This is a genomic window from Peribacillus sp. FSL R5-0717 (genome assembly GCF_038002945.1).
In the GTDB taxonomy this organism is placed as follows: Bacteria; Bacillota; Bacilli; order Bacillales; family DSM-1321; genus Peribacillus; species Peribacillus frigoritolerans.
On the sequence record NZ_JBBOOF010000001.1, the window covers coordinates 1,347,227 to 1,371,289 of the forward strand.

Genomic DNA, 24,063 nt, shown 5'->3' on the forward strand with positions numbered 1-24,063 from the left:
TTTTTTCCTCCTCTTACCTATTCAATGGTGTTGACAGCAGCATGGATTTTCAACGTTGCCTCCGTATTCCTTAGCACATCATCCACTGTATATGGCGCCATGACTTCCTTTAGCACCAATCCCTCTTCAGTAACTTCCATGACTGCCATATCCGTAATGATTAAATCCACACTCTTTCTAGCCGTCAATGGCAGCGTACAAGTCTTCAATATCTTCGATTCACCCTGCTTATTCACGTGATTCATCAGGACGATCACCTTTTTGGCTTTCTGGGCAAGTTCCATTGCCCCGCCCATACCCGGCACCCGCTTTCCTGGGACGATCCAATTCGCCAAATCCCCTTTTTCACTGACTTCCAGGGCCCCAAGGATGGTGATGTCGATGTATCCTTTCCTGATCATCCCAAATGCCGTTGCACTGTCAAAGTAAGAAGCTCCCAATACAGTGGTGATCGGGAAACCTCCCGCATTACAGAGGGCAGGATCTTCTTTTCCGGGATCAGGACTTGGACCTGTACCGAGAACTCCATTTTCCGCATGAAACAGCACATGAATATCTTGAGGAATATGATCTGCCACCAAGGTAGGGATGCCGATGCCTAAGTTGACGATCAATCCGTCATGAATTTCCTTGGCGGCGCGTTTCGCGATGCGATTTCGTAGATCTACTGCCATGCCCATTTCCAATTCACCCCTTTAGTCGGAATCACCATATCTACATAAATGCCTGGTGTGGCAATACATTCCGGATCCAATTCGCCTGCAGGAACGATTTCATCCACTTCCGCAATCGTGAAGGCTCCAGCCATCGCTACGAGCGGATTGAAGTTACATGCAGTCTTGTCGTACACTAAATTCCCAAGCGAATCGGCCTTTTTGGCATGGACGATGCTTACTTCAGCCGTCAAAGCGGTTTCCACCAAATATTCTTTTCCTTCTATCACAATCTTGTTCTTGCCTTCTTCAGCTATCGTACCAATCCCGACATCGACAAAAATCCCGCCTAAGCCTACACCGCCAGCACGAATCCGTTCGGCTAATGTACCCTGCGGTGAAAATTCGACTTGCAGCTTTCCTTCAGTCATGAGCTTGCCGGCATTAGGATTGGATCCGATATGCGAGGCGATCACTTTCTTTGCCCTTTCAGCAGTCACAAGCCGGCCTATGCCAATGTCAGGAAATCCAGTATCATTGCCAATCAAGGTCAATTCCTTAACGCCCTTGGCAAGGATACCCTGTACAAGTGTAGGAGGAGTTCCCACCCCTCCAAATCCGCCATACATGAGTGTGCATCCATCGGAAATATGCTCCAGTGCTTCTTCCAAGGTCACAATTTTGTTTTTCTTCGTAATGACCTGCTTCATATCGTTCCTCCTAAATAACCTGCATGTCCTCAATCAAACCTTCCGCGTACAATTCTTGCTGCAACTCTGCGAGGGAAGCTTCGAGTATCTTGACGAGGCGGTCGATTTCTTCATTCGTAATGATTAATGGCGGAGATAAAATAACCGCATCGCCAGCGATTCCTTCAATCGCACCTGCAGCAGGATAGATTAACAACCCCTTCGCAAAAGCCTTATTGACAAGCCTTGTAGTCAGGCCGATTTGCAAGTCGAATGGCGTTTTTGAAACCCGATCGGAGACAAACTCAAGACCAAGGAGCAGCCCTTTCCCTCTTACGTCACCAATGATGTCGAATTTCTCAGCCAATCCTTGCAGCTTCTTAAACAGATATTGACCTTTCTTTTCCGCTGCCTGAACCAGGTCATTTCCCTCAATGTAGGAAAGCACTTCCAATGAAACGGCAGAAGATAGAGGGTTTGCACTATATGTGTGTCCAGCCATGATTGATTTCGAGCCTTTTAAAATGGGCTCCATGACACGGTCAGTAACCATTGTGGCTGCCATTGGAGTATAGCCTGCGCTCATCCCTTTACCCAATGCGATGATATCCGGAGTGACTCCCCAGTGTTCCATCGCGAACATTTTTCCTGTCCGTCCGATTCCCGTCATTACCTCATCGGCAATAAAAAGAATGTCATAGTTTTCGCAGATTTCCTTAATCCTTTGATAGTAGCCATCCGGCGGTGTTACAGCACCAGCGGATGCTCCGATTATGGGTTCTGCGATGAAGGCGGCGATATTCTCGGATCCGACCCTTTGAATGGCTGTCTCCAGTTCATTTGCACACTGAAGCTTGCATCCGGAAGTTTCATTATTATAAGGACAGCGATAACAGTATGGAGCCGAAATGCTAGGGAAATCCTCCAATAGCGGCACAAAACGCTTTCTTCTTGGTACATGGCCGGACATCGATAAAGCGCCCATCGTGATTCCGTGATAACTCGTCCACCTGGAGACGATGCGATTTTTTCGCTCAAACCCTTTTTCTTGCCAATGTTGAATCGCGATCTTCATCGCCGTTTCGGTCGCTTCCGATCCACTATTCACGAAAAATGACCAATTCAAATCCCCTGGAGCCAACTCACTTAGCTTTTTGGCCAATGCCTCTGCGGCTTCACTCGTAAAATGAGACCTATATGCAAAAGAAACTTTGCGGGCCTGCTCCGTCATTGCCTCGACAACATCCAATACGCCATGGCCAATACTTGCTGTGACCGCTCCGGATGATCCATCTATATACTGATTTCCATCTATATCATAAAGATAAATTCCATTCCCATGAGAGATAGTGGGATAGTCATGATCTAAAGTAGGCTTAATCAAATAATTGCGTGTCATGTCATCTCTCCTTTTAACGTTCGTACCCACTGTGCAATATCTATTAATCAATTAAGTTCTTAAAAGGAACCGATCCTAAAAGGCTCATCCTGAATCAGGATGGATTCCGTAGGGCAGCCTTCCATAGCATCTTGCATGTCATCATGCAGGATTTCAGGAACTTCGGCAATCCCCTGATTATCGTCCAGGATGACGAAAGCGATCCCTTGATCGTCATAGTCATAAATCTCAGGACCTGTTGAACCGCACGCCCCGCACGCAATGCACGTTTCTTTATCAACCCATGTGTATTTAGCCATAGAAAAATCCTCCTACTTGAGGGATAAATCTTTACCCCAAATATTCATGTCCTCATACTTATCCCAAATATTGCAATTCTTCGTTAATCTGCCGCCATATTCATAACCCAGCTGATGAAAGACGGCGTTCATACCGATTGACAGTGAACGGGCCAATGAATATGAGCAATAAATGTTTTTCCTGAACAATTCTTGTTCCAATGCCGAGATGAGCACCTTCATGAAACCATGCTTTCGATGCTGGGGAATTGTTGCACAGTCCGTTATTTCAGCATTATGATACATCTCATTCACTTCAGCGGATGCAGCACTCACGATGGTTCCTTCATATTCGATAACACTAAAGATCGTCCCTTCCTCCATCACTTTCTTGATATACCGTTCATCATTCATCGGTGTTGGGTAGGTTTCAAAAATGGCACCATATAGCTTCGCCAGCTCTTGTGCATCGTTCTCCGCAGCAGACCGGAGGATATAACCGTCAGGTATTTGCTGGGATTCAATCGGTCTAGAAACCTTGGTTACATCTTGGATGACCATATCTTCCTTGACCCAAAAGTCGCTAGTCCGCCTTTCATCCGTTAAATAGAAGGCCATGCAATAGGCATCATTCCCTTTGAAATACTTGCTCAATATTCCTTCCAGCATGAATCCCTGACCCAACGCCGCTGATAAATCTTCATTCCTTGCTTTAAGTATCACTTTTGTAAAGCCCTGCTCCTTTGCGATGGCAAGGGCCCGATCGATCGCTTTTTTGACATTTCCCCGATAATCATCCATGCGCAAACGCTGATTGGCATGATCATGATAGAGCTCCATCGTATAACAATCCCCGGTCTCCATTTGGGTGAAAAAAGGCAGCTTTTGAACAGGCATCATGTATCCCCCTTATTTAAAGAATTCGGGAGAAGAGATGCCTAACATCCGCTTCTCCCGGCATTCTATTTCCAATTGAATAATTTTTTGACAGGTGCCTGAAGAAGCTGTTCATACGTAAACTCATCAGGATATTCACTCACATCATATATGGATAAGGCTTCATCCACCTTTTGATTCATTGAATCAGACACATAGATTCCGCATTCAGGACAGTTTATGGCCGGAACTTGAAGGACTTTTATTGAGCGTTTCCCGTCAGGCATGATCCAGTAACAATCCTTCTTTTCACTTTCTTCTACGTTTGGGGTATTGCACCATAAGCAGTCCATCTTCATTCCTCCTTGCCATCAGATTTCACCGAGCCGCTAGCGGCCAACTTTTTTTCTTGGGCCAACCTTAATTTTTCCTTCATTTCATCCCGTTTATCACGGCGATCCTTCAAGGAAGCATGTTCATCAGTGCTTTCATACGCTTTTCTCTTGTCAAGACGACGAAGGCCCTCTGGCACCAAGTTGAACTTCTCATCCGTCATAAGCGCGGAAATCCCGACGGCTTCTTTCCTATCCGCAGTACCATACACTTCATCAAAGTAAGCATCCGCACTGCCGGCAACATAGTTCTTCGGCTCAGGATAGCTTGTGATTACTCCTTCAAAGTTCCGTAAAACGACTTTATCCGGACTTTGCGAAAGAAGGTAATTCGGGGTCAAGGCAATCTTTCCGCCGCCGCCAGGAGCATCCACCACAAAGGTTGGCACTGCATATCCTGATGTATGGCCGCGCAGCGCTTCAATGATTTCCAGTCCTTTTGAAACCGGCGCTCGGAAATGGCCAATCCCTTCAGATAGATCACATTGATAAATGTAATAAGGTCTTACCCTTGCTTTAACACAGTCATGCATAAGCTTTTTCATGATATGGACACTATCGTTGATACCAGCGAGGATGACTGCCTGATTACCAAGCGGCACTCCTGCCATCGAGAGCATATCACATGCTTTTTTCGCTTCATCCGTCAGTTCAAGTGAATGATTGAAATGCGTATTCAACCAAACCGGATGGTACTTTTTCAGAATATTACATAAATTTTCCGTAATCCTCTGCGGGAAAACGACCGGTGCACGTGTGCCGATCCGGATGATTTCCACATGCGGGATGGCGCGTAGGTTACTCAATACGTATTCTAGGATCTTATCATTGATCAACAGGCCGTCACCGCCAGAGATCAGGACGTCCCTCACTTCCGGAGTGTTCCGGATATATTCAATCGCCCCGTCAAGCTGTTTCTTGGGAACACCCATGCCAACCTGACCTGAAAAACGGCGTCGCGTACAATATCTGCAGTACATGGAGCATTGGTTCGTTACAAGGAATAGAACGCGATCCGGATAACGATGCGTCAATCCTGGAACAGGGGAATCCTCATCCTCATGCAGCGGATCCTCCAAATCATATCTAGTCTTGTTCATTTCTGCCGAAAGCGGTACAGACTGTAAACGAATCGGACAGCGAGGATCATCGGGATTCATCAAAGAAGCATAATAAGGCGTAATGTTCAACGGAATCGTTTGAGTCGAAATCCGGACTCCTTCCTCTTCTTCCGGTGTCAGGTTGACGACCTTTTTCAGATCATCCAGTGATTTAATCGTATTGGTCAATTGCCAGATCCAATCATTCCATTGCTCTTCCGTTACATCTTTCCATAATTCGATATCATTATAATGCCTGCGTCCACCTAGGTATTCTTTATGTTTTACATCCATTCCCATCAAATTCATTAATAATGCCCCCTTATTATTAGAACTTATCTATATACTCTCGCAAGAATGATGCCAACATTGATAACAAGGAAATCATAAGCAAATGGGGGTAAAATGAGCTTAAAATCGCAAGATATTTTTCATTATGCATAATTTTTTGCAGCCAGATTCTTTGCGCCAAGCAATAAAAAAGAAGGCTCTCTTTACACAAGAGCCCTCCAGTTTGTAGACAAAAGAAGTTCTATCCAAATTTTTAAACATAGTTGATTGGAGCAGGTGTGCGAGAATCCTGCGGGAATATCGAGTCCAAGGGAGAGCCCACAGGCGTAAGTGTGCCGAGGGCGGACCGCCCGCGGAAGGCGAGTGCCCTACGTTCCAATCAACGTCCAAATTTGTAAAAGCAAAAAAATGTAGACGAACTCGATTTTCATCGAGCTTGTCTACATTCTGAAAGTCTCTTTAGATTACTTCATGATATGACAGTGACAGCGTTTCCAAAAAACCTGAATTCACTTGGATTCCTTCGACCCTGCCGTATAAACTTTTTCAATGCCGTACTTGTTTAGCTTATATTGCAGTCCCTGCCTTTTAATATTGAGGGCTTCTGCCGTTTTGCTGATATTCCCGTTATATTTCTCGAACATATTGATGATCATTTCCCTTTCCATTTCTTCAAGAACGACAGGTAAATCAATCCTGTTTTTCAATGGGGAAGGCTGGCTCTGCGCATTTGCTGCAGCATAATTTCCTGAAGGGAAAAGATAAGCAGGAAGATGATGTTCATCAATCATATCTTCCCCAGCGTCCATGACGTTAAAGGTTAACTCGATGGCATGTCCCAGTTCACGAATGTTCCCGGGCCATGGATATTGAAGAAGCCGCTGCATCGCCTTTTGACTGATCCCGCGCACTTCCGTAAAAAATGATTTGTTGAATTTTTGAATGAAGTGATTGACGATTTCCGGAATATCCGTTTTACGCTCGGAAAGAGAAGGCATCTGGATCGTTACGACATTGAGGCGAAAAAACAAATCCGAACGAATGATTTCCCGCTCCAACGCCTCTTCCGGAGAAATGTTCATCGCAGCAATGATCTTCACATTAATCTTTTGCTCCTTCGAACCTCCAACACGGCGCACTTCACCTTCCTGAAGCACCCTCAGCAATTTTGCCTGCAGACCGAGGTCGAGGCTATTCAGCTCATCAAGGAAAAGAGTACCGCCATTTGCCTGCTCAAAAATGCCCATGCGATCCATCGCTCCGGTAAAAGCCCCTTTCGTCGTGCCGAACAGCAGCCCCTCCATCAATTCCTTTGGGACGGCCGCACAGTTTTGCGCGATGAAAGGCTGATTTCGCTGAGCACTTACATTATGTATACTTTGCGCGACCAGTTCCTTCCCTGTCCCTGTTGGTCCATAAATCATGACTGGGGAATGTGTGCGGGCCGCTTTTTTCGCCAAAGAAATCGCTTGCTTAAAAGCAGGACTATTACCAATCAAATCACTAAAATGATAGGTCGCCGTCCCTTCAGAAAACTTATTTTTCCTATGCGTCTCGGCCAGCTGGGAACGCAAATCGACAATTTGGTCATACATATTCATGACCTTCGTAATATCCTTTGCGATTTCCACTGCCCCAATAATTTCACCATCCTCATACAAAGGATACGTACTATTGATCGACGTTATTTTTTTCTCCTTTAAATTGACATATGTTTGAATGGACTCAATCGTTTCATTGCCTTTTTCCAAGGCCACATGCAACGTACTGGATTCATCTGTCAATGAAGGATAAAGCTGAAAAATATTCTCCCCCAGCACCTGCTCCCGATCCAGTCCGTCGATATGCGCCATCATTTCATTGTAAAAGACCGTATCCCCATCTTTATTCACAATATGGACACCCACATTGATCACATTCAATATCCATTCAAATTGAGTGGAAAACTGATTTACTGAAGATTTCATTTCTTCATCTCCGTTCTCTGCCATTTGATAGAATCACCTGTAAATTATAGCATTTAATGGGAAACATTCATCTCTTTATTCTTATTAAAATCAAACTTCAGCAAAAAGGCAATAGAATAATAAGGTCAAATAAAGGAATCTCGCATTAAGCCAAGAAGATTATAAAAGAAAATATAATATTTAGGGGTGAGTCGGATTTCGGAAACTAGATTGGAAATTAAACCGTGGGAAGATAAAGACCTTCCATTACTATTTCAACTAAATGCCCCAGAAATGATGGAACATCTTGGCGGACCAGAAAGTATTGAACAAATCCTGAAGCGTCATCAGCGGTATCTACAGATTGGTGATAAGGGATGCATGTTTAGCATCATCCCGTTTCCAGAGGCAAAGGCAGCCGGTTCCGTTGGCTACTGGCAAAAAGTGTGGAACGATGAAAATGTGTACGAAATCGGTTGGAGCGTCCTCCCTTCATTTCAGGGAAAAGGGATTGCATCCCATGCCGTGAAGGCACTGATAGAGAAAATCAAAGCCGAACGAAATTACAAATACATTCACGCATTCCCTTCGATCACTAATCCTGCATCAAACGCAATTTGCCGCAAGCTCGGCTTCAATCTCATCTCCGAATGTGAATTCGAATACCCGCCAGGGAGCTTTATGCGTTGCAATGATTGGTGCCTGGAACTAGAATGAATACTTTAGATGAATAGCGAATTTGTGTATAGGAAGGATCATGCCGTGTTAAGTCGAATTATGTTGGGTTTAGGTGAATTATTTCCCGGGAAAGTCGAATTATTCTGGGGGTTGGTCAGATTATTCCCGGGGTAGCGCCGATTACATCCCTTAGAATTTCTTTAGTATTTGTCTGAAAGGATACTGTACTGAATAAGGAGCTTTTATATCTTTATGAAGGTTAGGTTGATTCTCTGATTTTAAGTTCTGTAGGCAATTTAATAATGTCGCGCTTTAATTTCAAATCTTCATTTAAATATTTTATCAATTCTATTACAGTGCGTTGTCCCAGTTCCATAATCGGTATATCGATTGTGGTTATGGTGGGGGTTGTGACTTGGCAAATAGATTGATTATCATAACCAACTATGGCTAGGCATTCCGGTATTTTGTAGCCCAACACAGTTGCCTTTTTAATAATTCCTGCTGCTACCTGGTCATTTCCAGTAAATAAGGCAGTAGGTTTTTCTTTTAATTTTACTATTTCATCACAAATACGGAATCCATCTTCAATATTAAATCCATGTCCAAATATCCAATCGTCATTATGTAGTAAATTATTATCCGCTAACGCTTTTATAAATCCTTCTTTTCTTTGACCCTGAGCCTGACTATAAGAAGTATCGTAACAAAAACCTATTTTCCTATGGCCTTTTTCTATTAAATGATTAACCGCTTTGTATGTCGCTTCGAATTCGTCATACCCAATAATCGGTATAGAAGCGGAATGATGGTATTCATTACACAGTAAAATCGGGCCGTATTTCAAATAAGGCTTGATTGCATTCCATTCATTTTCTAACGCTCCTAAAATAACCCCATCTACTTCTCTATTCTTTAATTTCCCCATAACATCCAATTCGTTTTTCGCATCATAAAAGGTTTGAAAAATAAGAACTTTATAATCATTTTCCAATGCTGCTAGAGATACTCCTTTAACCAATTGGGCAAAGAATGGATGATCGAAACTTGGGACTGATATTGCAATGGTTTGGGTTTTATTTGTCCTAAAATTCCGGGCTAGTGAACTTGGTGCATAATCAAGCTCTTCCATGACCTTTAAGATTTGTTCCCTCTTTTCTTTCGATACATATGGATGATTATTTAAGACTCTGGATACCGTTGTTTTAGAGACATTACATATCTTGGCTATCTCGCTAATTCTCGTCATTTAATCCCATCCTTGTAATATGTGGTTGACATGTTATCGATTTCAGAAGTTATGATTAAACCGTTCCTAATATATTAACAAAATTTATCTGAGTTGTATTTTTAAAAAGTTATATTTTTAGCGAATGGAGGGATTGTTATGTTTTTGAATAAAAAGGGCGGGTTTCAGTTATTGCCAAAGGTTGAAGACCCAAAATACATTGTATTCTGTGATTTCGATGAGACCTATTATCCTCATTACATGAGTCACGAGAGACAGGAAGATTTATATGAGCTTGAAAATTACTTAGAAGCAAAAAGCATGGATGAAGAACTTGTCTTTGGCTGGGTCACCGGGAGTAGTATCGAATCAATATTACATAAAATGGAACAAGGTGGATTCAGGTTTTTCCCACATTTTATTGCCAGCGACTTAGGTACCGAAATCACCTATTTCTCGGAAAATAACTTTTTGGAAAGTGATCCAGATTGGCATTCGCAGATTAATATCGAAGAATTTAATAAGGGGAAAGTCGATGAAATTTATAATATTCTACTTAATGGCAATATACCATTGATTCCTCAAACTCAAATGGGAAGTTCACGCTACAAAAGAAATTATTATTATCAAATACAACAGGAATCCGTCGACAAGAAGAATTTAGCTACCATCCAGAGGGTGGCCAAAGAGTATGGGATAGGGATAAATATCAATCGTTGCAATCCCCTTGCCGGCGATCCTGAAGATAGTTATGATATAGACTTCATTCCATTAGGCACTGGAAAAAATGAGATTGTCCGTTTTATGCTAGACAAATTCGGGCTGAGTCGGGAGCATGCCTTTGCTTTCGGGGATAGCGGCAATGATTTGCTCATGTTAAAAAGTGTTAAACATGGTTACCTTGTTGGGAATGCAACTCAAGAAGCAAAGGAAGCTCATACTAAAATAACGACAGGTACGTACTCCAAAGGAATATTAAGAACTTTGCAATCCATCATTACTATTTGAGTGGAAGTTTAAGTAATGAGGACAAGGTAGTTGATGCGCTCTTGCACAGCTTTACTTTCTGCTAACGGTATGGATTTTCCATCAAGCAAACAATTCATTCCATGTTACTTTGCCTGCAAGCTTATCAGCGGAAATCCTGCTTGCTTTCTGGTATTTGGATAATGCCGCCTCGGTTTTTTCCCCGAATTCTCCGTCAAGAGTACCGGGGTTAAATCCTTTCATATATAACGCTGCTTGTAGAATCCATGTGATATTGCAGCTAGCCCCTTTTTTTATTGTGACGGTAGCATTCTTCGTTTTAGGCCCCCATTTTCCATCGACAACAAGCTTTTTATTGAATTGCTTATTCAATTCCGTTTGTAAACCTATTATAAGGGACGATCGGGTTTTGGGACCATAAACGCCATCTACGGCAATAGACGTTTTATATCGGCTATTTATCGTTTTTTGTATGGAAATTATATGCCCATCTCCTTTGCTGGTCTTTGGAGAAGTAATATGAGGTTCTTTTCCTGCTTGTAACTGTGTATAAGATAACCCGCCTGTCATCTCCAAGTGGGGGTAATCCTTGAATGAACTCCAATCCCCGCCCCATTTAAATCCTAACCCCTTACCTATGGCAGCCACTCGCTGCCATTTTGAATTAACTGTCCATATCGCTCTCCTGCCATCATCACTCACAATGAAGAAGTCAATAGCCAGTCCATAATTATGATAGGATTGCCCAGGCTTAGCGTTCGTCACAATCGGTTTAGCTAGATTACTATAGTTTTTTCCTTTGTAGCTGTAAACTCGTCCTTGACCAAAAAGGTTGGCTTGCTCTTCCAAAGAGCGGTAACCTGTACTTATCTGTACAGTGATTCCTTCATTATAAGCACGTTCCACCATTTCCAATGCTGCTGCCTTCACAACAGGATTCATCCCTTTGCCCATCTTTTTCACTGACCGCTCCAATAATGTCCGTAATCCTACTTTCACTGTAATCCCTCCTTTTAAGTTCCCATCAAAGTTTATATAAGCCTTTTTAACGGAAAAGTAGCAGAGTTGGAAAAGTTTGTTCTCATTTATTAGAGAATAGAAGTGATATGTTATTTATCCGCTCCCTTTCCGCCGGCTGTCTGCCAAGTATTGATAACTGAGGTGAAAAGGCCTGTCGTTCCTTCATTAATAGAAAGGGAATTTCCCCCAAAAAATTAGACGGCTTCCGCTCGCCCGTTTGCGAATGAAAGCCGTCTAATCATGTATTATTTTATTAATCTCTTAACCTTACGCTTTGATTTCAATAGAGGGGCTTATTGTAAAGTCAGCCTCTGTTTTACTTTTCACTTCATCAAGTGTTACGCCATTTTGCAATTCAATCAATTCCATGCCAGCGTCTGTAAATTGAAAAACGGCCAGTTCGGTAATCAGGCAATGGACGACTTTTTCTCCCGTCAATGGCAATGTACAGCTTTTTTTCACTTTGGATTCCCCATGCTTGTTCACATGGTCCATGATGACGACAATTCGTTTTGCGCCTTGGACGAGGTCCATCGCTCCTCCCATTCCTTTTACCATCTTCCCTGGAATCATCCAGTTTGCCAAGTCCCCATTCTCGGAAACTTCCATCCCGCCTAAAATGGCTAGATCGATATGGCCGCCGCGAATCATTGCGAATGATTCAGCGCTATCAAAAAATGATGCCCCCGCTTTTGCCGTTACCGTTTCTTTTCCTGCATTGATCAAATCCGGATCAACTTCATCCTTTTGGGGATAAGGCCCGATTCCGAGTAAGCCATTTTCCGATTGAAGCATGACATTAAAGTCATTTGGAATCATGTTGGCGATCAAGGTCGGCATTCCAATCCCTAAATTCACACACATCCCATCTTTGATTTCTTTAACGGCCCGTTCTAAAATTAGTTGTCTAGTCATTCGATACTCCTCCTTTTTATGCGTTAGCAGTTGTAAGTCTTTCAATTCGTTTTTCATAGTCATTTCCTACAAGCACTTTTTGTACATAAACCCCTGAAGTATGAATTTCATCTGGATCGAGCTCCCCTGTGCCCACAAGCTCCTCCACTTCGACAAGCGTGACTTTCCCTGCGGTGGCAACGACAGGGTTAAAATTCCTTGCCGTTTTCCGATATACAAGATTACCGAAATGATCTGCTTTCCAGGCTTTTACAAAGGCAAAATCCCCCACTATTCCTTTTTCCATAATGTATGTGCGGCCATCAAACTCTTTATGTTCTTTACCTTTTGCGACTTCCGTCCCTACCCCTGTAGCTGTATAAAAGGCAGGAATTCCCGCTCCGCCCGCTCTTAAACGCTCGGCCAGCGTTCCTTGGGGAACTAGTTCGACCTCCAGCTCGCCACTTAAAAATTGCTGTTCAAATAACTTATTTTCCCCAACATAAGAAGCGATCATTTTTTTGATTTGTTTATTTTCCAGCAATAGACCCAGACCCCAGTCATCGACACCGCAATTGTTGCTGACAATCGTCAAATCCTTTACACCTTTGTTACGCAAAGCAATGATTAGTTTCTCTGGTATTCCGCTTAATCCGAACCCGCCTACGATAATGGTCGCTCCATCCTCGATTTGTTGAATAGCGCTATCAATAGATGTTAATAATTTACTCATTTTCCATCATCTCCATTCTTAATACTATTCTATTAAATAAACAGTGATGTTGCAAAAGCTATGATGAACACGGTCACTGTTTTCAAAATCGTAATCGCAAAAATATCCTTGTAAGATTGACGATGTGTCAGTCCAGTAATGGCAAGCAAGGTAATGACGGCACCATTATGCGGCAGCGTATCCATTCCGCCGGATGCCATGGATGCTATTCGATGAAGCATTTCCGGGGTGATTCCGACACTTTGGGCCACCTGCAAATAGTGACTTCCCATCACTTCTAGCGCAATCGAAAGTCCACCTGATGCGGATCCGGTAATCCCTGCCAGCACATTGACGGCAATGGCTTCGGATACGAGCGGATTACCGCTTGCATTGAACACCCAGTTTTGAATGACCGAGAATCCAGGAAGTGTTTTCACCACATTCCCAAAGCCAACTTCGGATGCAGTATTGAATATGGCAAGCAATGATCCCATTGCCGCAGCTGTTAATCCACTAGCCAATTTGACCTTGATGCGTCCAACATTCAGAAGCATCGCTGCAATGATGCCGATTGCCAAGGCAACAATCAAAGACCAGGATGAAGTGACTGTGCTTACATCGGCAATGTTGAAAGTTTCCTTCAACATCGAAGCATCATACCAATGCTTAACCGTAATGGCACTGCGGCTGAAAGCAAAATTAAACGCTACGACAAGGATGAGAGGTACGATGGACAGCCAAAAGTTAGGCAGGTTTTGCTGTTCTGCACTTTCTGGCTCATTGATATGTCCTTCCCCGTAGCCTTCACCATTTGCCGCCGCTTGTTTACGGCGACGCTCTAACCAGATCATTCCTCCAGTGAATACCATGATCGCGCCAATAATCCCCATGATTGGAGCTGCATACGTATCTGTTCCGAAATAATTCGTTGGAATGATATTTTGAATCTGAGGTGTTCCAGGAAGGGCATCCATCGTATATGTGAAGGCGCCCAATGCTATCGTGCCCGGCAATAATCTTTTTGGAATGTCTGCTTCTTTAAAAATTGCCGCTGCAAATGGATAAACGGCGAATGCCACTACAAACAATGAAACCCCGCCATATGTCAGCGCCGAGCACGCCAGCACTACAGCAAGAATGGCCTGCTTGGAGCCTAGTGATTTTACGATGGTCTTGGCAATGGATGCAGCTGCACCGCTCATCTCCATGACTTTTCCAAATACGGCCCCTAATAAAAATATCGGAAAGAACGCTTTTATATAGTTAGCCGCAAACGTCATATATGTCTCTGTATAACTCGGCAGCAAATGTCCGCCGGATAAAATGACCGCCAATAAAGTAACAATCGGCGCTATGATAATGACCGGATAGCCCCGGTAGGCTAAAAAGATTAAAAGTCCCAGTGCCACCACAATGGCTAAAATTTGAATCACCAATTCAATTCCCCCTTTTCTCCCCTTGCCCCAAAATAATCCGGAAGCCGTTAAATAGGACTAGCAATCTCCTAAATTCCATATTTTTAATTTTTCCGCTTTTACCATTCAAGCCTGCCTTCCCCAAGTCAAGCTGAATGATCCCCCTAAATATCCCCTAAGCATTGAGAACGCTTTCAATAATCCCTTTTCATTTTACGTGGAAACACAATATAAAATGACAGATGGGCCATTCACTAAAGTAATTATGCAATTATTGTGCCAACTTAAATACAAGGAAAAATCTCATCTTTTAAAGCTTTTTCAAACATTTCCTTCCCTAAAATCACTTAAAACTGTAAAGGTTTCAGTACATACAAAGATAAACTCCAAAAAAGTGTAAGACTTTTCTTACAACTTTTAAATTTCCTTTCGTTTTATGTACGGATTTCCTAACACACGCAAATATTTGCTAGTAAAAGCTAGAGGAGGGGACTTCAGGCATTCGCTTACATTCGGCGGAAAGGGAGCGGACTTCTGAAAGCACCTTGCACGTTTTTAAAATAAAAAAACTGCAGGCAAACTCGATTTCCTTCGAATTTGCCTGCAGTCTGAACCCTTTGGCAAAAGGGTCCTTTCTTCAATCATAAACCATATTTATTCATTTTTTCATACAGTGTTGTTCGGCTCACTCCGAGTCTCTTTGCCGTTTCTGATTTATTGCCGGAAGTCATTTCCAAACAGGAAACGATCGCCGCCCGTTCGGTTTCATCCATTACTTCAGCCAAGGTGCGGATCGAGACGGCTTCTTTATGACCCGTTATTTCTTTAGGGAGATGCTTGGAACGTATCATTTCCCCTTCTTCAACTATATTCATTGCGCGTTCAATGATATTCTCCAACTCACGAATATTCCCCGGCCATTTATAAAGACGAAGCAGGCGCAATGCTTGATCGCTCATCCCTCTTACGCGTTTCTTCATGAGATTCTGGTACTTTTCAACAAGATGATTTACCAGTATTTCAATGTCCTCCGGTAGCTCCCTTAAGGAAGGAACATGGATTTGCAGGACCTTCAATCGGTAATACATATCAAGCCGGAACTCCCCTTTCGAGACCATTTCCTCCAGATTACGGTTTGTTGCAGCGATTACCCGTACATCAATCGGAATACTTCCCGTCGAACCGACCCTCTCAATCTCTTTCTCTTGTAAAACACGGAGCAGCTTCACCTGCATATGCAGTGGCAGCTCACCGATTTCATCCAGAAAAATCGTTCCTCCTTCAGCCGCTTCGAACTTACCTGCTTTTCCGCCTTTTTTTGCACCAGTGAAGGATCCCTCTTCATAGCCAAATAGCTCTGACTCCAGCAGTTCCGTCGGGATGGCGGCACAGTTCACTTTGACAAACACACCCATGGCCCGTCTGCTGTCATTATGAATGGAATGGGCAAACAGCTCCTTACCTGTTCCGCTTTCACCCAAAATCAATACATTCGAGTCGCTTTTAGCGGCAATTTTGGCCTGACCTTTCACTTCCATGAAAGCGGGGCTTCTTCCCATCAAATGATCAAACGTATATGAGGCCTTATTTCTCTCGCGAAAATCGCCTTTGTACTTTTTCAGCTCTACTTCAAGTGAATTTATCCGCTTGGAAAGAGCGGTGAATTGCCCGACATTCTTAAAAAGAATCTTCCCGACCGCCCCTATTAACTTGCCTTGTTTCCTTATCGGGGAACGGGTCGCAATTATATAATTATCTTTAATTCTTTGTAATTCAGCGACCTCTTGCTTGCCAGTTTTGGCGACCACATGCATACGGGTGTTTTCAATGACCTCCGTTACATGTTTCCCTATGGAGCTTTCCTGATCGACCCCAAGAAAATCCGCATAAGCATGGCTCAGCATTTGGACATACCCTTCCGTATCGACCATCACCAAGCCGTCATAGGCAAACTCGATAATATCCTTAAACAGAATTTCTTCATGATTATCGATATTAAGAAAATCACTTTTATTATTTGTAAATAATAGGAGGTAAATCTGATACTCCTCATTACCTATTTGAATGATGGCTTTTCTGACAATCCCATTATTCTCATTCAATCGGATCGGAGTATTTACAGCTGGTACAAGGTTTTTTTCTAAAATCAAATGTATTTGCCGATCAAATTGATTCTCGTCAAAAGCCTCGGATAATACGCGATTGCATAGAACGATTTCTTTTTCGTTTTTCGTTACCAAAACACCAAAAGGCAATTCTTCCAATATCGCTTTCACTAATTCCAATTGAATAGTTTCATTATCGCTGGCCATTCCTCTTCTCCTTAACCCGTCTGAAGTTTCCTCCATTATATCATAGGAAAATGAGGCCAAGTCATTACCGTTCCACAATAAGCGCAGTTCCCTGTCCGCCGCCGATACATAAGGTGGCAAGGCCGGTTTTTGCATCCCGGCGCTTCATTTCATACAATAAAGTCACCAAGATGCGGGCACCGGAAGCGCCTACCGGATGACCCAGGGCAATCGCCCCGCCATTCACATTCACTTTCTCCGGCTTCAGTTCAAGGTCCTTAAGCACGGCGAGTGACTGTGCCGCAAAGGCTTCATTCACTTCCATCAATTCAATATCATCTATTGTCAATCCCGCTTTTTCCAAAGCTTTCCTTGTCGCAGGAACCGGACCATATCCCATGATTTTCGGATCAAGCGCGGCGTTTGCATATGACTTGATTGACGCTAATGCTTCCAGTCCCAGCTCGTCCGCTTTTTCTTTAGACATCAGGACTAACATCGCACCCCCATCATTGATTCCGGAGGCATTACCTGCCGTAACCGTTCCATTTTCCTTAAATGCAGGACGCAGCTTCGTTAGCTGGTCGATCGTCAGCCCATGACGCGGGTGTTCATCTTGTTCCACCAAAATCGTCTTTCCTCTGCGTTTATATTCAACAGGTGCGATTTCCTCTGCAAATCGTCCTTCAAGCTGCGCCTTTTCAGCCTTCATTTGGCTTTCTAAAGCAAATTCATCCTGCTTTTCACGGCTGATCCCCCACTGCTCGGCGATATTCTCCGCTGTCACGCCCATATGATATTGATTAAAAACATCCGTTAAGGCGTCATAAGTCATTGAATCGACCGCTTCAGCATTGCCCATTTTCTGTCCAAAACGATAATTTGGAAGTAAATACGGAACATTGCTCATGCTTTCAATCCCCCCGGCAAGAATCACATCCGCATCACCAAGGGCAATGAATTGTGCTCCCATTATGACCGTACGGAGGCCAGATCCGCAAAGTTTATTAATGGCCATGGCCGGCGTTGTTTCCGGAATCCCTGCATGAATCGCAACCTGACGTGCCACATTTTGCCCTAATCCAGCAGATAGAATATTCCCAACCAATACCTCATCGATCATGTCAGCCGAAATATTTGCCCGCTTAATCGCTTCCTTAGCTGCCACGACTCCCAAGTCAACCGCCGAAACATTGGCAAGACTGCCTCCAAACGCACCAACCGGTGTTCTTGCTGCCCCTACAATCACCACTTCTCTCATAATACTTCCTCCTTCTCCATTTTTAATTTTCCCAGTTTAATAAAATTACGGTCCCTCTCATTGATTTTCTGAGAAACGGTAGATTCTTCATACGTAAAAATGCCTTCTCCCGACTTCGCCCCAAGCTTTCCCTCAGCCACCAAATCACGAATCAAATCAGGCGCTTCCTTACTCTGGTCCAATACCGGTGAAACATTATCGAAAACACGCTGCCATGTATCAAGTCCGCCAAAATCGGCAATCTCGATCGGCCCGGTAAATGCCCAGCGAAAACCTGGTCCAGCCGTTATCGCAGTATCGATATCCTCGGCATCGGCAACGCCCTCTTTTAATAGATAAAAGGCTTCACGCATCAAGGCAGTCTGGAGACGATTGGCAATGAACCCCGCTATTTCTTTTTTCAAGAGAATCGGAGACTTGCCGATTTTACGCATTAAATCCATGGTTGTCTTGACGATTTCCGGCTTCGTTTCGTCATGCTGAACAATTTCAACCAATGGAACCAAATGGCCAGGATTAAAGAAATGCGTGATGACCATTCGCTCTGCAAACGAGGCCTTCTCCATCAATTGGGAAATCGGAAAGGTCGATGTATTTGAAGCAACAATGGCATCCGGTTTGATTATTTCCTCCAGTTGCTGATATAGATTTAATTTCAGCTCGATGACTTCCGGAATCGCCTCAATGATAAAATCAGCATCCCTTACTGCCCCTTCCAAGTCCACGCTGTATGTAATATTCGCTAATGCACCTTGCTTTTCCCGATCAGTCAAAGCCCCTTCTTCCATGAGCAGTGATAGATTCTCAGAAATTCGATTTTGGGCATGGTATAGCAGCTCTTCCTTTATATCGTTAATGGTGACGAAATACCCGCTAACTGCAAAAGACTGAGCGATCCCACTACCCATTACACCTGAACCGATAATGGCTATTTTGTTAATCATCCAGCTTCCCCTTTCCGTTTCAATTACCTTTATTTACTCATCTTTTTATATATGCAATATCCATGCCAATGATAAGGGGAAATAAAATTCTTTTTTTATCTTGAAAATCATGATAGACTCTTACTCATTAACCTAAACCATATTTTTATACCCTTCCCTATATATATTTACTCTACGGAATACTTCCCTGTTCACGACATAAAATGACAGACTTGGACCATTACATTTTTTATTGGAGGAATGTAATATGGTTAAAGATAAAGTGGCGATAATTACCGGATCTGCTCGAGGAATCGGCTTTGAGATCGGAAAGATATTTGCTGAAAATGGTGCAAAGGTCGTTTTGTCCGACCTTGATCAAAACACAGTTGAAAAAGCTGCTCTGGACCTAAGGAACAACGGCTTGGAGGTTATCGGCTTAAAAGCTGACGTAACAAGTGAAGAGGATATTATCCAACTAATCAAACAAGCTAAAGACAAATATGGACGAATCGATATTTTCATCAATAACGCCGGCCTTCAGCATGTTGCACCAATTGAAGAGTTTCCAACTGAAAAATTCGAACTGATGATCAAAATCATGCTGACCGCGCCATTCATTTCAATTAAGAACGTTTTGCCAATCATGAAAGAACAAGGCTTCGGCAGAATCATCAATATCTCTTCCATTAACGGCCTGATTGGATTCGCCAACAAAGCAGCATACAATAGTGCCAAACACGGTGTAATCGGCTTGACGAAAGTCGCCGCCCTGGAAAGTGCCTCTTTTGGCATAACCGTCAATGCCCTTTGCCCAGGATACGTAGACACGCCTCTCGTCCGCGGTCAATTGGAGGACCTGGCAAAAACAAGACAGGTACCGTTAGAAAGCGTTTTGGAAGAGGTCATCTTTCCACTTGTCCCACAAAACCGCTTACTCGATGTAAGTGAAATTGCCGACTACGCCATTTTCCTTGCAAGCGACAAAGCTCGGGGCATCACAGGCCAGGCAGTCGTATTAGATGGCGGATATACCGCTCAATAAAATGCATGTTAAAAACCCCGAATAAATGGCACCAAAAAAGGTGCTCTGTATTCGGGGTTTTCTGCATGGGGAATGTGGGAAAATTTGGTGACGAAAAGATATCCCCCATGTTAAAGTAATATAGGGATACCTCCCATTTTACAACTATTAAAAGGAGGCCGCGTCATGATTATTAAGTGGGTTAGACTGCGATAATGCAGAGCGCAGGCCAATCATCATGCTCCGGAAAGTATATATTGATCTGCGCCATCGTAACGGCTATTGGATAATATTTAATACGGAGGTAAAAACATGAGTGAACAGATACTGAAAATTAATAAAGTCGATATATGTACTGAAAGTTTTGGAAACCCTAAGGACCCTGCCGTGCTTTTGATCATGGGAGCGATGTCTTCATTAGATTGGTGGGATGATGATTTCTGTCTCCGCCTTGCCGATTCGGGGAGATTTGTGATTCGCTACGACCATCGGGATCTGGGACGGTCTACCGTTTATGAACCCGGTACCTCCAACTATACAATAACGGATTTCGCTGACGATGCCGCGGGTGTCCTGGACGCTTATTCCATAGAACGTGCTTCTATCGTTGGGATGTCCCTAGGCGGTATGATTGGACAGATTCTTGCCTTAAGATATCCGGAACGCGTAAATACGCTTATGCTAATTGCTTCAAGCGTGTTCGGGACTGTAATGGAAAAACTGCCTCCAATGGACCAGAGAATATTGGATCATCATGCAAAAAGCGCTTCCATTGATTGGTCAAATCGGGAGACGGTCATCGCTTATCTTGCGGATGGATGGAAAACTTTAGCCGGTTCCAAACCCTATGAGCAGGAAAGAATGCATAAACTGGCAAAAAGAGAAGCAGACCGTGCCAAGCAGCTACCGAGCAGATTCAATCATGCCATGCTTGCTGGAGGAGATGAATATTTCGATCGAATGGGTGAGATTTCCGTACCTGTCCTCATCATCCACGGTACAGAAGATCCAGCCTTGCCATACGAGCACGGACTTGCTCTTGCGAAAGCCATCCCTCAAGCTGAATTAATGACACTTGATGGATCAGGGCATGAAATTCATAGTGACGACTGGGATATGATTATCGAATCAGTCATAAAGCTTACTTCGCGATAATTAAAATAAGTTTGCATAAAGGAAGCCGACCAATAAAGGTCGGCTTTTCTTTATACATTTGTTAGCAGAAACCGCCATATCCTTGAACGGGATAACAGCAATCGTTACCTCTATCTCCGCCGAAACAAGCTGCTCCAACGATGATTAAGAGGATAAACAATACGACTATAAAAGCGAAACCGCCACCAAATCCACCAACATCGTTACCGCAACCGCAATTTGAATCATGACCGCAATTTGACAATAGAAACATCTCCTTATTTGTTTTAGGAGGAAAAAATTAAATGGGTTAATTCAACTTATGTTCTAAATAGGATAATGACACAAAAATCACCAAAAACTTTTTTCAACCACCCGCACGACCTAAAATCAACAGTTTATCAGCGCCTATTTTCACTGTTTGGAGATTTCATACAGCTCCGCCTGACACCTTATTTACTCATTGAAATTAATGATTGTTTGCGACATCCAATTCCCACTAATTCAAGCTTATTGTACAATGAAGGTAAAAAGGTCCGAGGTATTTATGATAAAAGGAAATTCTTATATTCTTGTTTTTTCCATGGCTGTTCTGTTGACAATCATACTTGTTTCAACTACTCCAATAATAATTAAAACGTTACTCGCTTTTATAACGATTGCGTTCGTATTTCCTGTCATTAGGAAATCTCTGTTTAAAGACAAATTCAGAAAAATTAAAGTGGCCTTATACTCATCAGTGACCTTTACAATTGGTTTATTTCTAGTCTCGTTTTTTGAAGAACCATCCTTTAAATTGGAAGGAGATTTCCTGATCATTATGGTTGTGCTTTTTTATAGTTTGATTGGGAATTTCTTTTATGGTTTACCAGTATCAATAATTTCTGAATTCATCTCAATGAAGTTTTCCAATATACGTTTCTGGTTATCTGGATTCATACATATTGGTTTCGGATTGGCTACATACTTAATTGACCCGGGAGGTTTCTTTATCTTTGCGGCTATATGCTCCATAATCTTTTTTGCACTAGATGAAATCACTAAGTTATATTCGGCTTCTTATTGACCTATCCAGAAAACAAAAAAATGAAAAAAAGGATAAAAAGAAATTACTCTCTTTTATCCTTTTCAAGCAGCTCAATTACTCTATCAAGTTTTTGTTCTATGTTATTGGGTTTGTTTGACCTTGCAAGAAGAGAACGAACAAAAAAGTAAACTGCAAAAATCATACCAAGCAACAAAATAAACATAATAAGTTGATATACTAAATCACCTATATTGATACCCAAAGAACCCCATTCCTTTCTTCTTTTCTTATATCTAATAAACAGGACATAGAGTCGACAAAATTTCTTTATATATTTGTGTAAGTACTATTAGGATATATATAGGGATACCGACTGCAAGTCCCACCAATGGCGAATAAGGCCCAGCGAAGGTAAAGAGCGATACAAGTGTAATAGTTATATATTGATATAATTAACGCCGCCATAAATATTTATCCTTTTTTGAATATTTATGGCACACACGCACAGTCCGAAAATACCTCGGCTGTCTTGCTTCCCTGGCACTTAGTATTCAAAAGAAATAACAATATATAAAAGTAATAATTCCCCCTCTATAAACCTCATGAATTTAAAAACGAAATTTCAGACGCCTTAAAAAGAGCCTAGGACTTCTTTGTTCACTTTTTGTAAAAAGCGAGCAAAGAAGTCCTTATTGGGTTTATCTATATTTTCGCTGGCATCACTTAGCTTTTTGCTTCCCTTTATATTCGTCCATTTCTTTACTCGCGTTCCATACTTCCTCTAATGCCAAATTATATAAGTGTAAGCCAGATAAATATTTACGTCTTGTCCGCAAATATAAGCAACCTGTCCAAGCAATTACCTTATTTTATTAATACTATATTTTGTAACTACAACGAAAATGCTTTTGGCAGTGCTTTAGTACGGTTCGATACTACACTCCATTTCATTTTCGTAAAAAAAAATAGTTACAAGAAAGGATTGAGATTTTATGGGAAATTTTAGTAAACAAAATCCAATGCACAGCAACTGGGGCTCTGCCTGTTCCGACAGAGACTGGGGTATGGGCAATGATTCAAGATTTGGTCATGATTCCAAATTCAAAAAATCATGTAAAGTTTGTAAGTCTCAAGACGCTTCTGCTTGCAATTGCGATTTTACAGCTCCAACTCGCCAACTCGCTGCACCATTAAACAGCGATTGTGTCCTAGTTAATTCCGTTGTAGGCTCAAAAGCGGTACAAAAGGTTGCAGAAGCAACATTTCCTTTTACCGCGTTTGCTCCAGCAATACCAGCTGGATCTACTATTATTAATGTAGTTGTTACACCGAACCTAGCTGGTGTTGTCCGTAACACTAGAATCCTTAGGGACAAAGTCGTTAACATCGGGCTTCTTCCTGTAACTATTGTGGTAACATTCTTGGCACCAGGATCAACCACTCCTGCAACAGCCACACTTACAACGAATTTACCATTCCAGGAGCATACAGATTTTCCAGGTGCCTGCCCTCAGGATACAGTAATAGAATCCCCATTTGAAGTAGAAGGTAGCTTTGCTCAACCAGGAGTTCCAGTCATCGGCACTGCGGGAGCCGGAGCGGGACTTGTTACTCTCAATGCTATTTTAGTCAAGGTTATACTACGCACTACAATTACAGTGACTCGACAAGTTATTGTGGATCCAAATGGTGGTATTTGCGACGTAAATGAACGTCGTTGTGAAACGCCAACTACTCCAACAACTAGTACTCTTGGTACTCTTCCTTCTGCGTAATGACGGTGTTGAGTTAGTTTTTTAATCTTGACTAGCAAAGCCCTCTCTAAATAGAGGAGGCTTTGCC

At 42.6% G+C, this 24,063-nt stretch carries 24 protein-coding genes; 6 read left to right on the forward strand and 18 right to left on the reverse strand.

Features of this window, described 5'->3' with window-relative positions:
- Positions 1–17: 17 nt before the first annotated feature.
- From NYE65_RS06540 to NYE65_RS06575, 8 genes are all read right to left on the reverse strand, one after another.
- Positions 18–680: a 3-oxoacid CoA-transferase subunit B gene (locus NYE65_RS06540; RefSeq protein WP_340860075.1), complete on the reverse strand. Its 663-nt coding sequence runs from the start codon at positions 678–680 to the stop codon at positions 18–20.
- Positions 665–1,363 (reverse strand): CoA transferase subunit A, encoded by a 699-nt coding sequence (locus NYE65_RS06545; protein WP_340860076.1) that lies wholly within the window; start codon positions 1,361–1,363, stop codon positions 665–667. Before NYE65_RS06545 ends, NYE65_RS06540 begins: the two co-directional genes overlap by 16 nt.
- Positions 1,364–1,373: 10 nt before the next feature.
- Entirely contained in the window at positions 1,374–2,741 is a 1,368-nt protein-coding gene (locus NYE65_RS06550) for an aspartate aminotransferase family protein (RefSeq protein WP_340860077.1), read from the reverse strand.
- A 59-nt stretch (positions 2,742–2,800) separates the two neighbouring features.
- Positions 2,801–3,040: a ferredoxin gene (locus tag NYE65_RS06555; RefSeq protein ID WP_328177501.1), complete on the reverse strand. Its 240-nt coding sequence runs from the start codon at positions 3,038–3,040 to the stop codon at positions 2,801–2,803.
- A gap of 12 nt (positions 3,041–3,052) precedes the next feature.
- Positions 3,053–3,916, reverse strand: coding sequence for a putative beta-lysine N-acetyltransferase (ablB, locus tag NYE65_RS06560; RefSeq protein WP_340860078.1), 864 nt, complete (start codon positions 3,914–3,916; stop codon positions 3,053–3,055).
- A 65-nt stretch (positions 3,917–3,981) separates the two neighbouring features.
- Entirely contained in the window at positions 3,982–4,248 is a 267-nt protein-coding gene (locus NYE65_RS06565) for a YokU family protein (RefSeq protein ID WP_048688594.1), read from the reverse strand.
- Between the two features lie 2 nt (positions 4,249–4,250).
- Positions 4,251–5,681, reverse strand: a complete 1,431-nt coding sequence (ablA, locus tag NYE65_RS06570) for a lysine 2,3-aminomutase (RefSeq protein WP_052137407.1) — start codon at positions 5,679–5,681, stop codon at positions 4,251–4,253.
- Between the two features lie 506 nt (positions 5,682–6,187).
- Positions 6,188–7,669 (reverse strand): sigma-54 interaction domain-containing protein, encoded by a 1,482-nt coding sequence (locus tag NYE65_RS06575; protein WP_328177498.1) that lies wholly within the window; start codon positions 7,667–7,669, stop codon positions 6,188–6,190.
- Between the two features lie 186 nt (positions 7,670–7,855).
- Here NYE65_RS06575 and NYE65_RS06580 point away from each other — a divergent pair, with 186 nt between their 5' ends.
- Positions 7,856–8,341 carry a GNAT family N-acetyltransferase gene (locus NYE65_RS06580; RefSeq protein ID WP_340860079.1) on the forward strand — a complete coding sequence of 162 codons (486 nt, stop codon included), beginning with the start codon at positions 7,856–7,858 and terminating at the stop codon, positions 8,339–8,341.
- Between the two features lie 220 nt (positions 8,342–8,561).
- Here NYE65_RS06580 and NYE65_RS06585 read toward each other — a convergent pair whose 3' ends face one another.
- Entirely contained in the window at positions 8,562–9,551 is a 990-nt protein-coding gene (locus tag NYE65_RS06585; RefSeq protein ID WP_098866128.1) for a LacI family DNA-binding transcriptional regulator, read from the reverse strand.
- 138 nt (positions 9,552–9,689) lie between these two features.
- Here NYE65_RS06585 and NYE65_RS06590 point away from each other — a divergent pair, with 138 nt between their 5' ends.
- On the forward strand, positions 9,690–10,538 hold the full coding sequence (locus NYE65_RS06590) for an HAD-IIB family hydrolase (RefSeq protein ID WP_340860080.1): 849 nt from the start codon (positions 9,690–9,692) through the stop codon (positions 10,536–10,538).
- Positions 10,539–10,619: 81 nt separating this feature from the next.
- On the opposite strand, the gene NYE65_RS06595 is transcribed toward NYE65_RS06590, so the two are convergent.
- The 7 genes from NYE65_RS06595 to NYE65_RS06625 form a co-directional block, all read right to left on the reverse strand.
- Positions 10,620–11,516 carry a M15 family metallopeptidase gene (locus tag NYE65_RS06595; protein ID WP_340860082.1) on the reverse strand — a complete coding sequence of 299 codons (897 nt, stop codon included), beginning with the start codon at positions 11,514–11,516 and terminating at the stop codon, positions 10,620–10,622.
- A gap of 288 nt (positions 11,517–11,804) precedes the next feature.
- Complete coding sequence (locus NYE65_RS06600; RefSeq protein ID WP_057276918.1) at positions 11,805–12,452, reverse strand: 3-oxoacid CoA-transferase subunit B; 648 nt, start codon at positions 12,450–12,452, stop codon at positions 11,805–11,807.
- Positions 12,453–12,468: 16 nt separating this feature from the next.
- A complete protein-coding gene (locus NYE65_RS06605; RefSeq protein ID WP_340860084.1) occupies positions 12,469–13,164 on the reverse strand; it encodes a CoA transferase subunit A in 696 nt (231 codons plus the stop codon).
- A 32-nt stretch (positions 13,165–13,196) separates the two neighbouring features.
- A complete protein-coding gene (locus NYE65_RS06610; RefSeq protein WP_340860085.1) occupies positions 13,197–14,582 on the reverse strand; it encodes a GntP family permease in 1,386 nt (461 codons plus the stop codon).
- 620 nt (positions 14,583–15,202) lie between these two features.
- Positions 15,203–16,873: a sigma-54 interaction domain-containing protein gene (locus NYE65_RS06615; protein WP_340860087.1), complete on the reverse strand. Its 1,671-nt coding sequence runs from the start codon at positions 16,871–16,873 to the stop codon at positions 15,203–15,205.
- A gap of 64 nt (positions 16,874–16,937) precedes the next feature.
- Positions 16,938–18,113, reverse strand: coding sequence for an acetyl-CoA C-acetyltransferase (locus NYE65_RS06620; RefSeq protein ID WP_340860088.1), 1,176 nt, complete (start codon positions 18,111–18,113; stop codon positions 16,938–16,940).
- Positions 18,110–19,057 (reverse strand): 3-hydroxyacyl-CoA dehydrogenase family protein, encoded by a 948-nt coding sequence (locus NYE65_RS06625; RefSeq protein WP_340860090.1) that lies wholly within the window; start codon positions 19,055–19,057, stop codon positions 18,110–18,112. The genes NYE65_RS06620 and NYE65_RS06625 overlap by 4 nt, the downstream gene beginning before the upstream one ends.
- A gap of 247 nt (positions 19,058–19,304) precedes the next feature.
- On the opposite strand from NYE65_RS06625, the gene NYE65_RS06630 reads away from it, so the two are divergent.
- On the forward strand, positions 19,305–20,081 hold the full coding sequence (locus NYE65_RS06630) for a 3-hydroxybutyrate dehydrogenase (RefSeq protein ID WP_340860091.1): 777 nt from the start codon (positions 19,305–19,307) through the stop codon (positions 20,079–20,081).
- 291 nt (positions 20,082–20,372) lie between these two features.
- The gene (locus NYE65_RS06635; RefSeq protein ID WP_340860092.1) at positions 20,373–21,215 is read left to right on the forward strand and encodes an alpha/beta fold hydrolase; all 843 of its coding nucleotides are present in this window, start codon (positions 20,373–20,375) and stop codon (positions 21,213–21,215) included.
- 61 nt (positions 21,216–21,276) lie between these two features.
- On the opposite strand, the gene NYE65_RS06640 is transcribed toward NYE65_RS06635, so the two are convergent.
- Complete coding sequence (locus NYE65_RS06640; RefSeq protein ID WP_264639326.1) at positions 21,277–21,459, reverse strand: YjcZ family sporulation protein; 183 nt, start codon at positions 21,457–21,459, stop codon at positions 21,277–21,279.
- 282 nt (positions 21,460–21,741) lie between these two features.
- Here NYE65_RS06640 and NYE65_RS06645 point away from each other — a divergent pair, with 282 nt between their 5' ends.
- Positions 21,742–22,260 (forward strand): hypothetical protein, encoded by a 519-nt coding sequence (locus NYE65_RS06645; protein WP_340860095.1) that lies wholly within the window; start codon positions 21,742–21,744, stop codon positions 22,258–22,260.
- Positions 22,261–22,303: 43 nt separating this feature from the next.
- On the opposite strand, the gene NYE65_RS06650 is transcribed toward NYE65_RS06645, so the two are convergent.
- Positions 22,304–22,483 (reverse strand): DUF4083 domain-containing protein, encoded by a 180-nt coding sequence (locus NYE65_RS06650; RefSeq protein WP_340860097.1) that lies wholly within the window; start codon positions 22,481–22,483, stop codon positions 22,304–22,306.
- A gap of 730 nt (positions 22,484–23,213) precedes the next feature.
- On the opposite strand from NYE65_RS06650, the gene NYE65_RS06655 reads away from it, so the two are divergent.
- The gene (locus NYE65_RS06655; RefSeq protein ID WP_340860099.1) at positions 23,214–23,996 is read left to right on the forward strand and encodes a hypothetical protein; all 783 of its coding nucleotides are present in this window, start codon (positions 23,214–23,216) and stop codon (positions 23,994–23,996) included.
- The last annotated feature ends 67 nt before the right edge of the window (positions 23,997–24,063 follow it).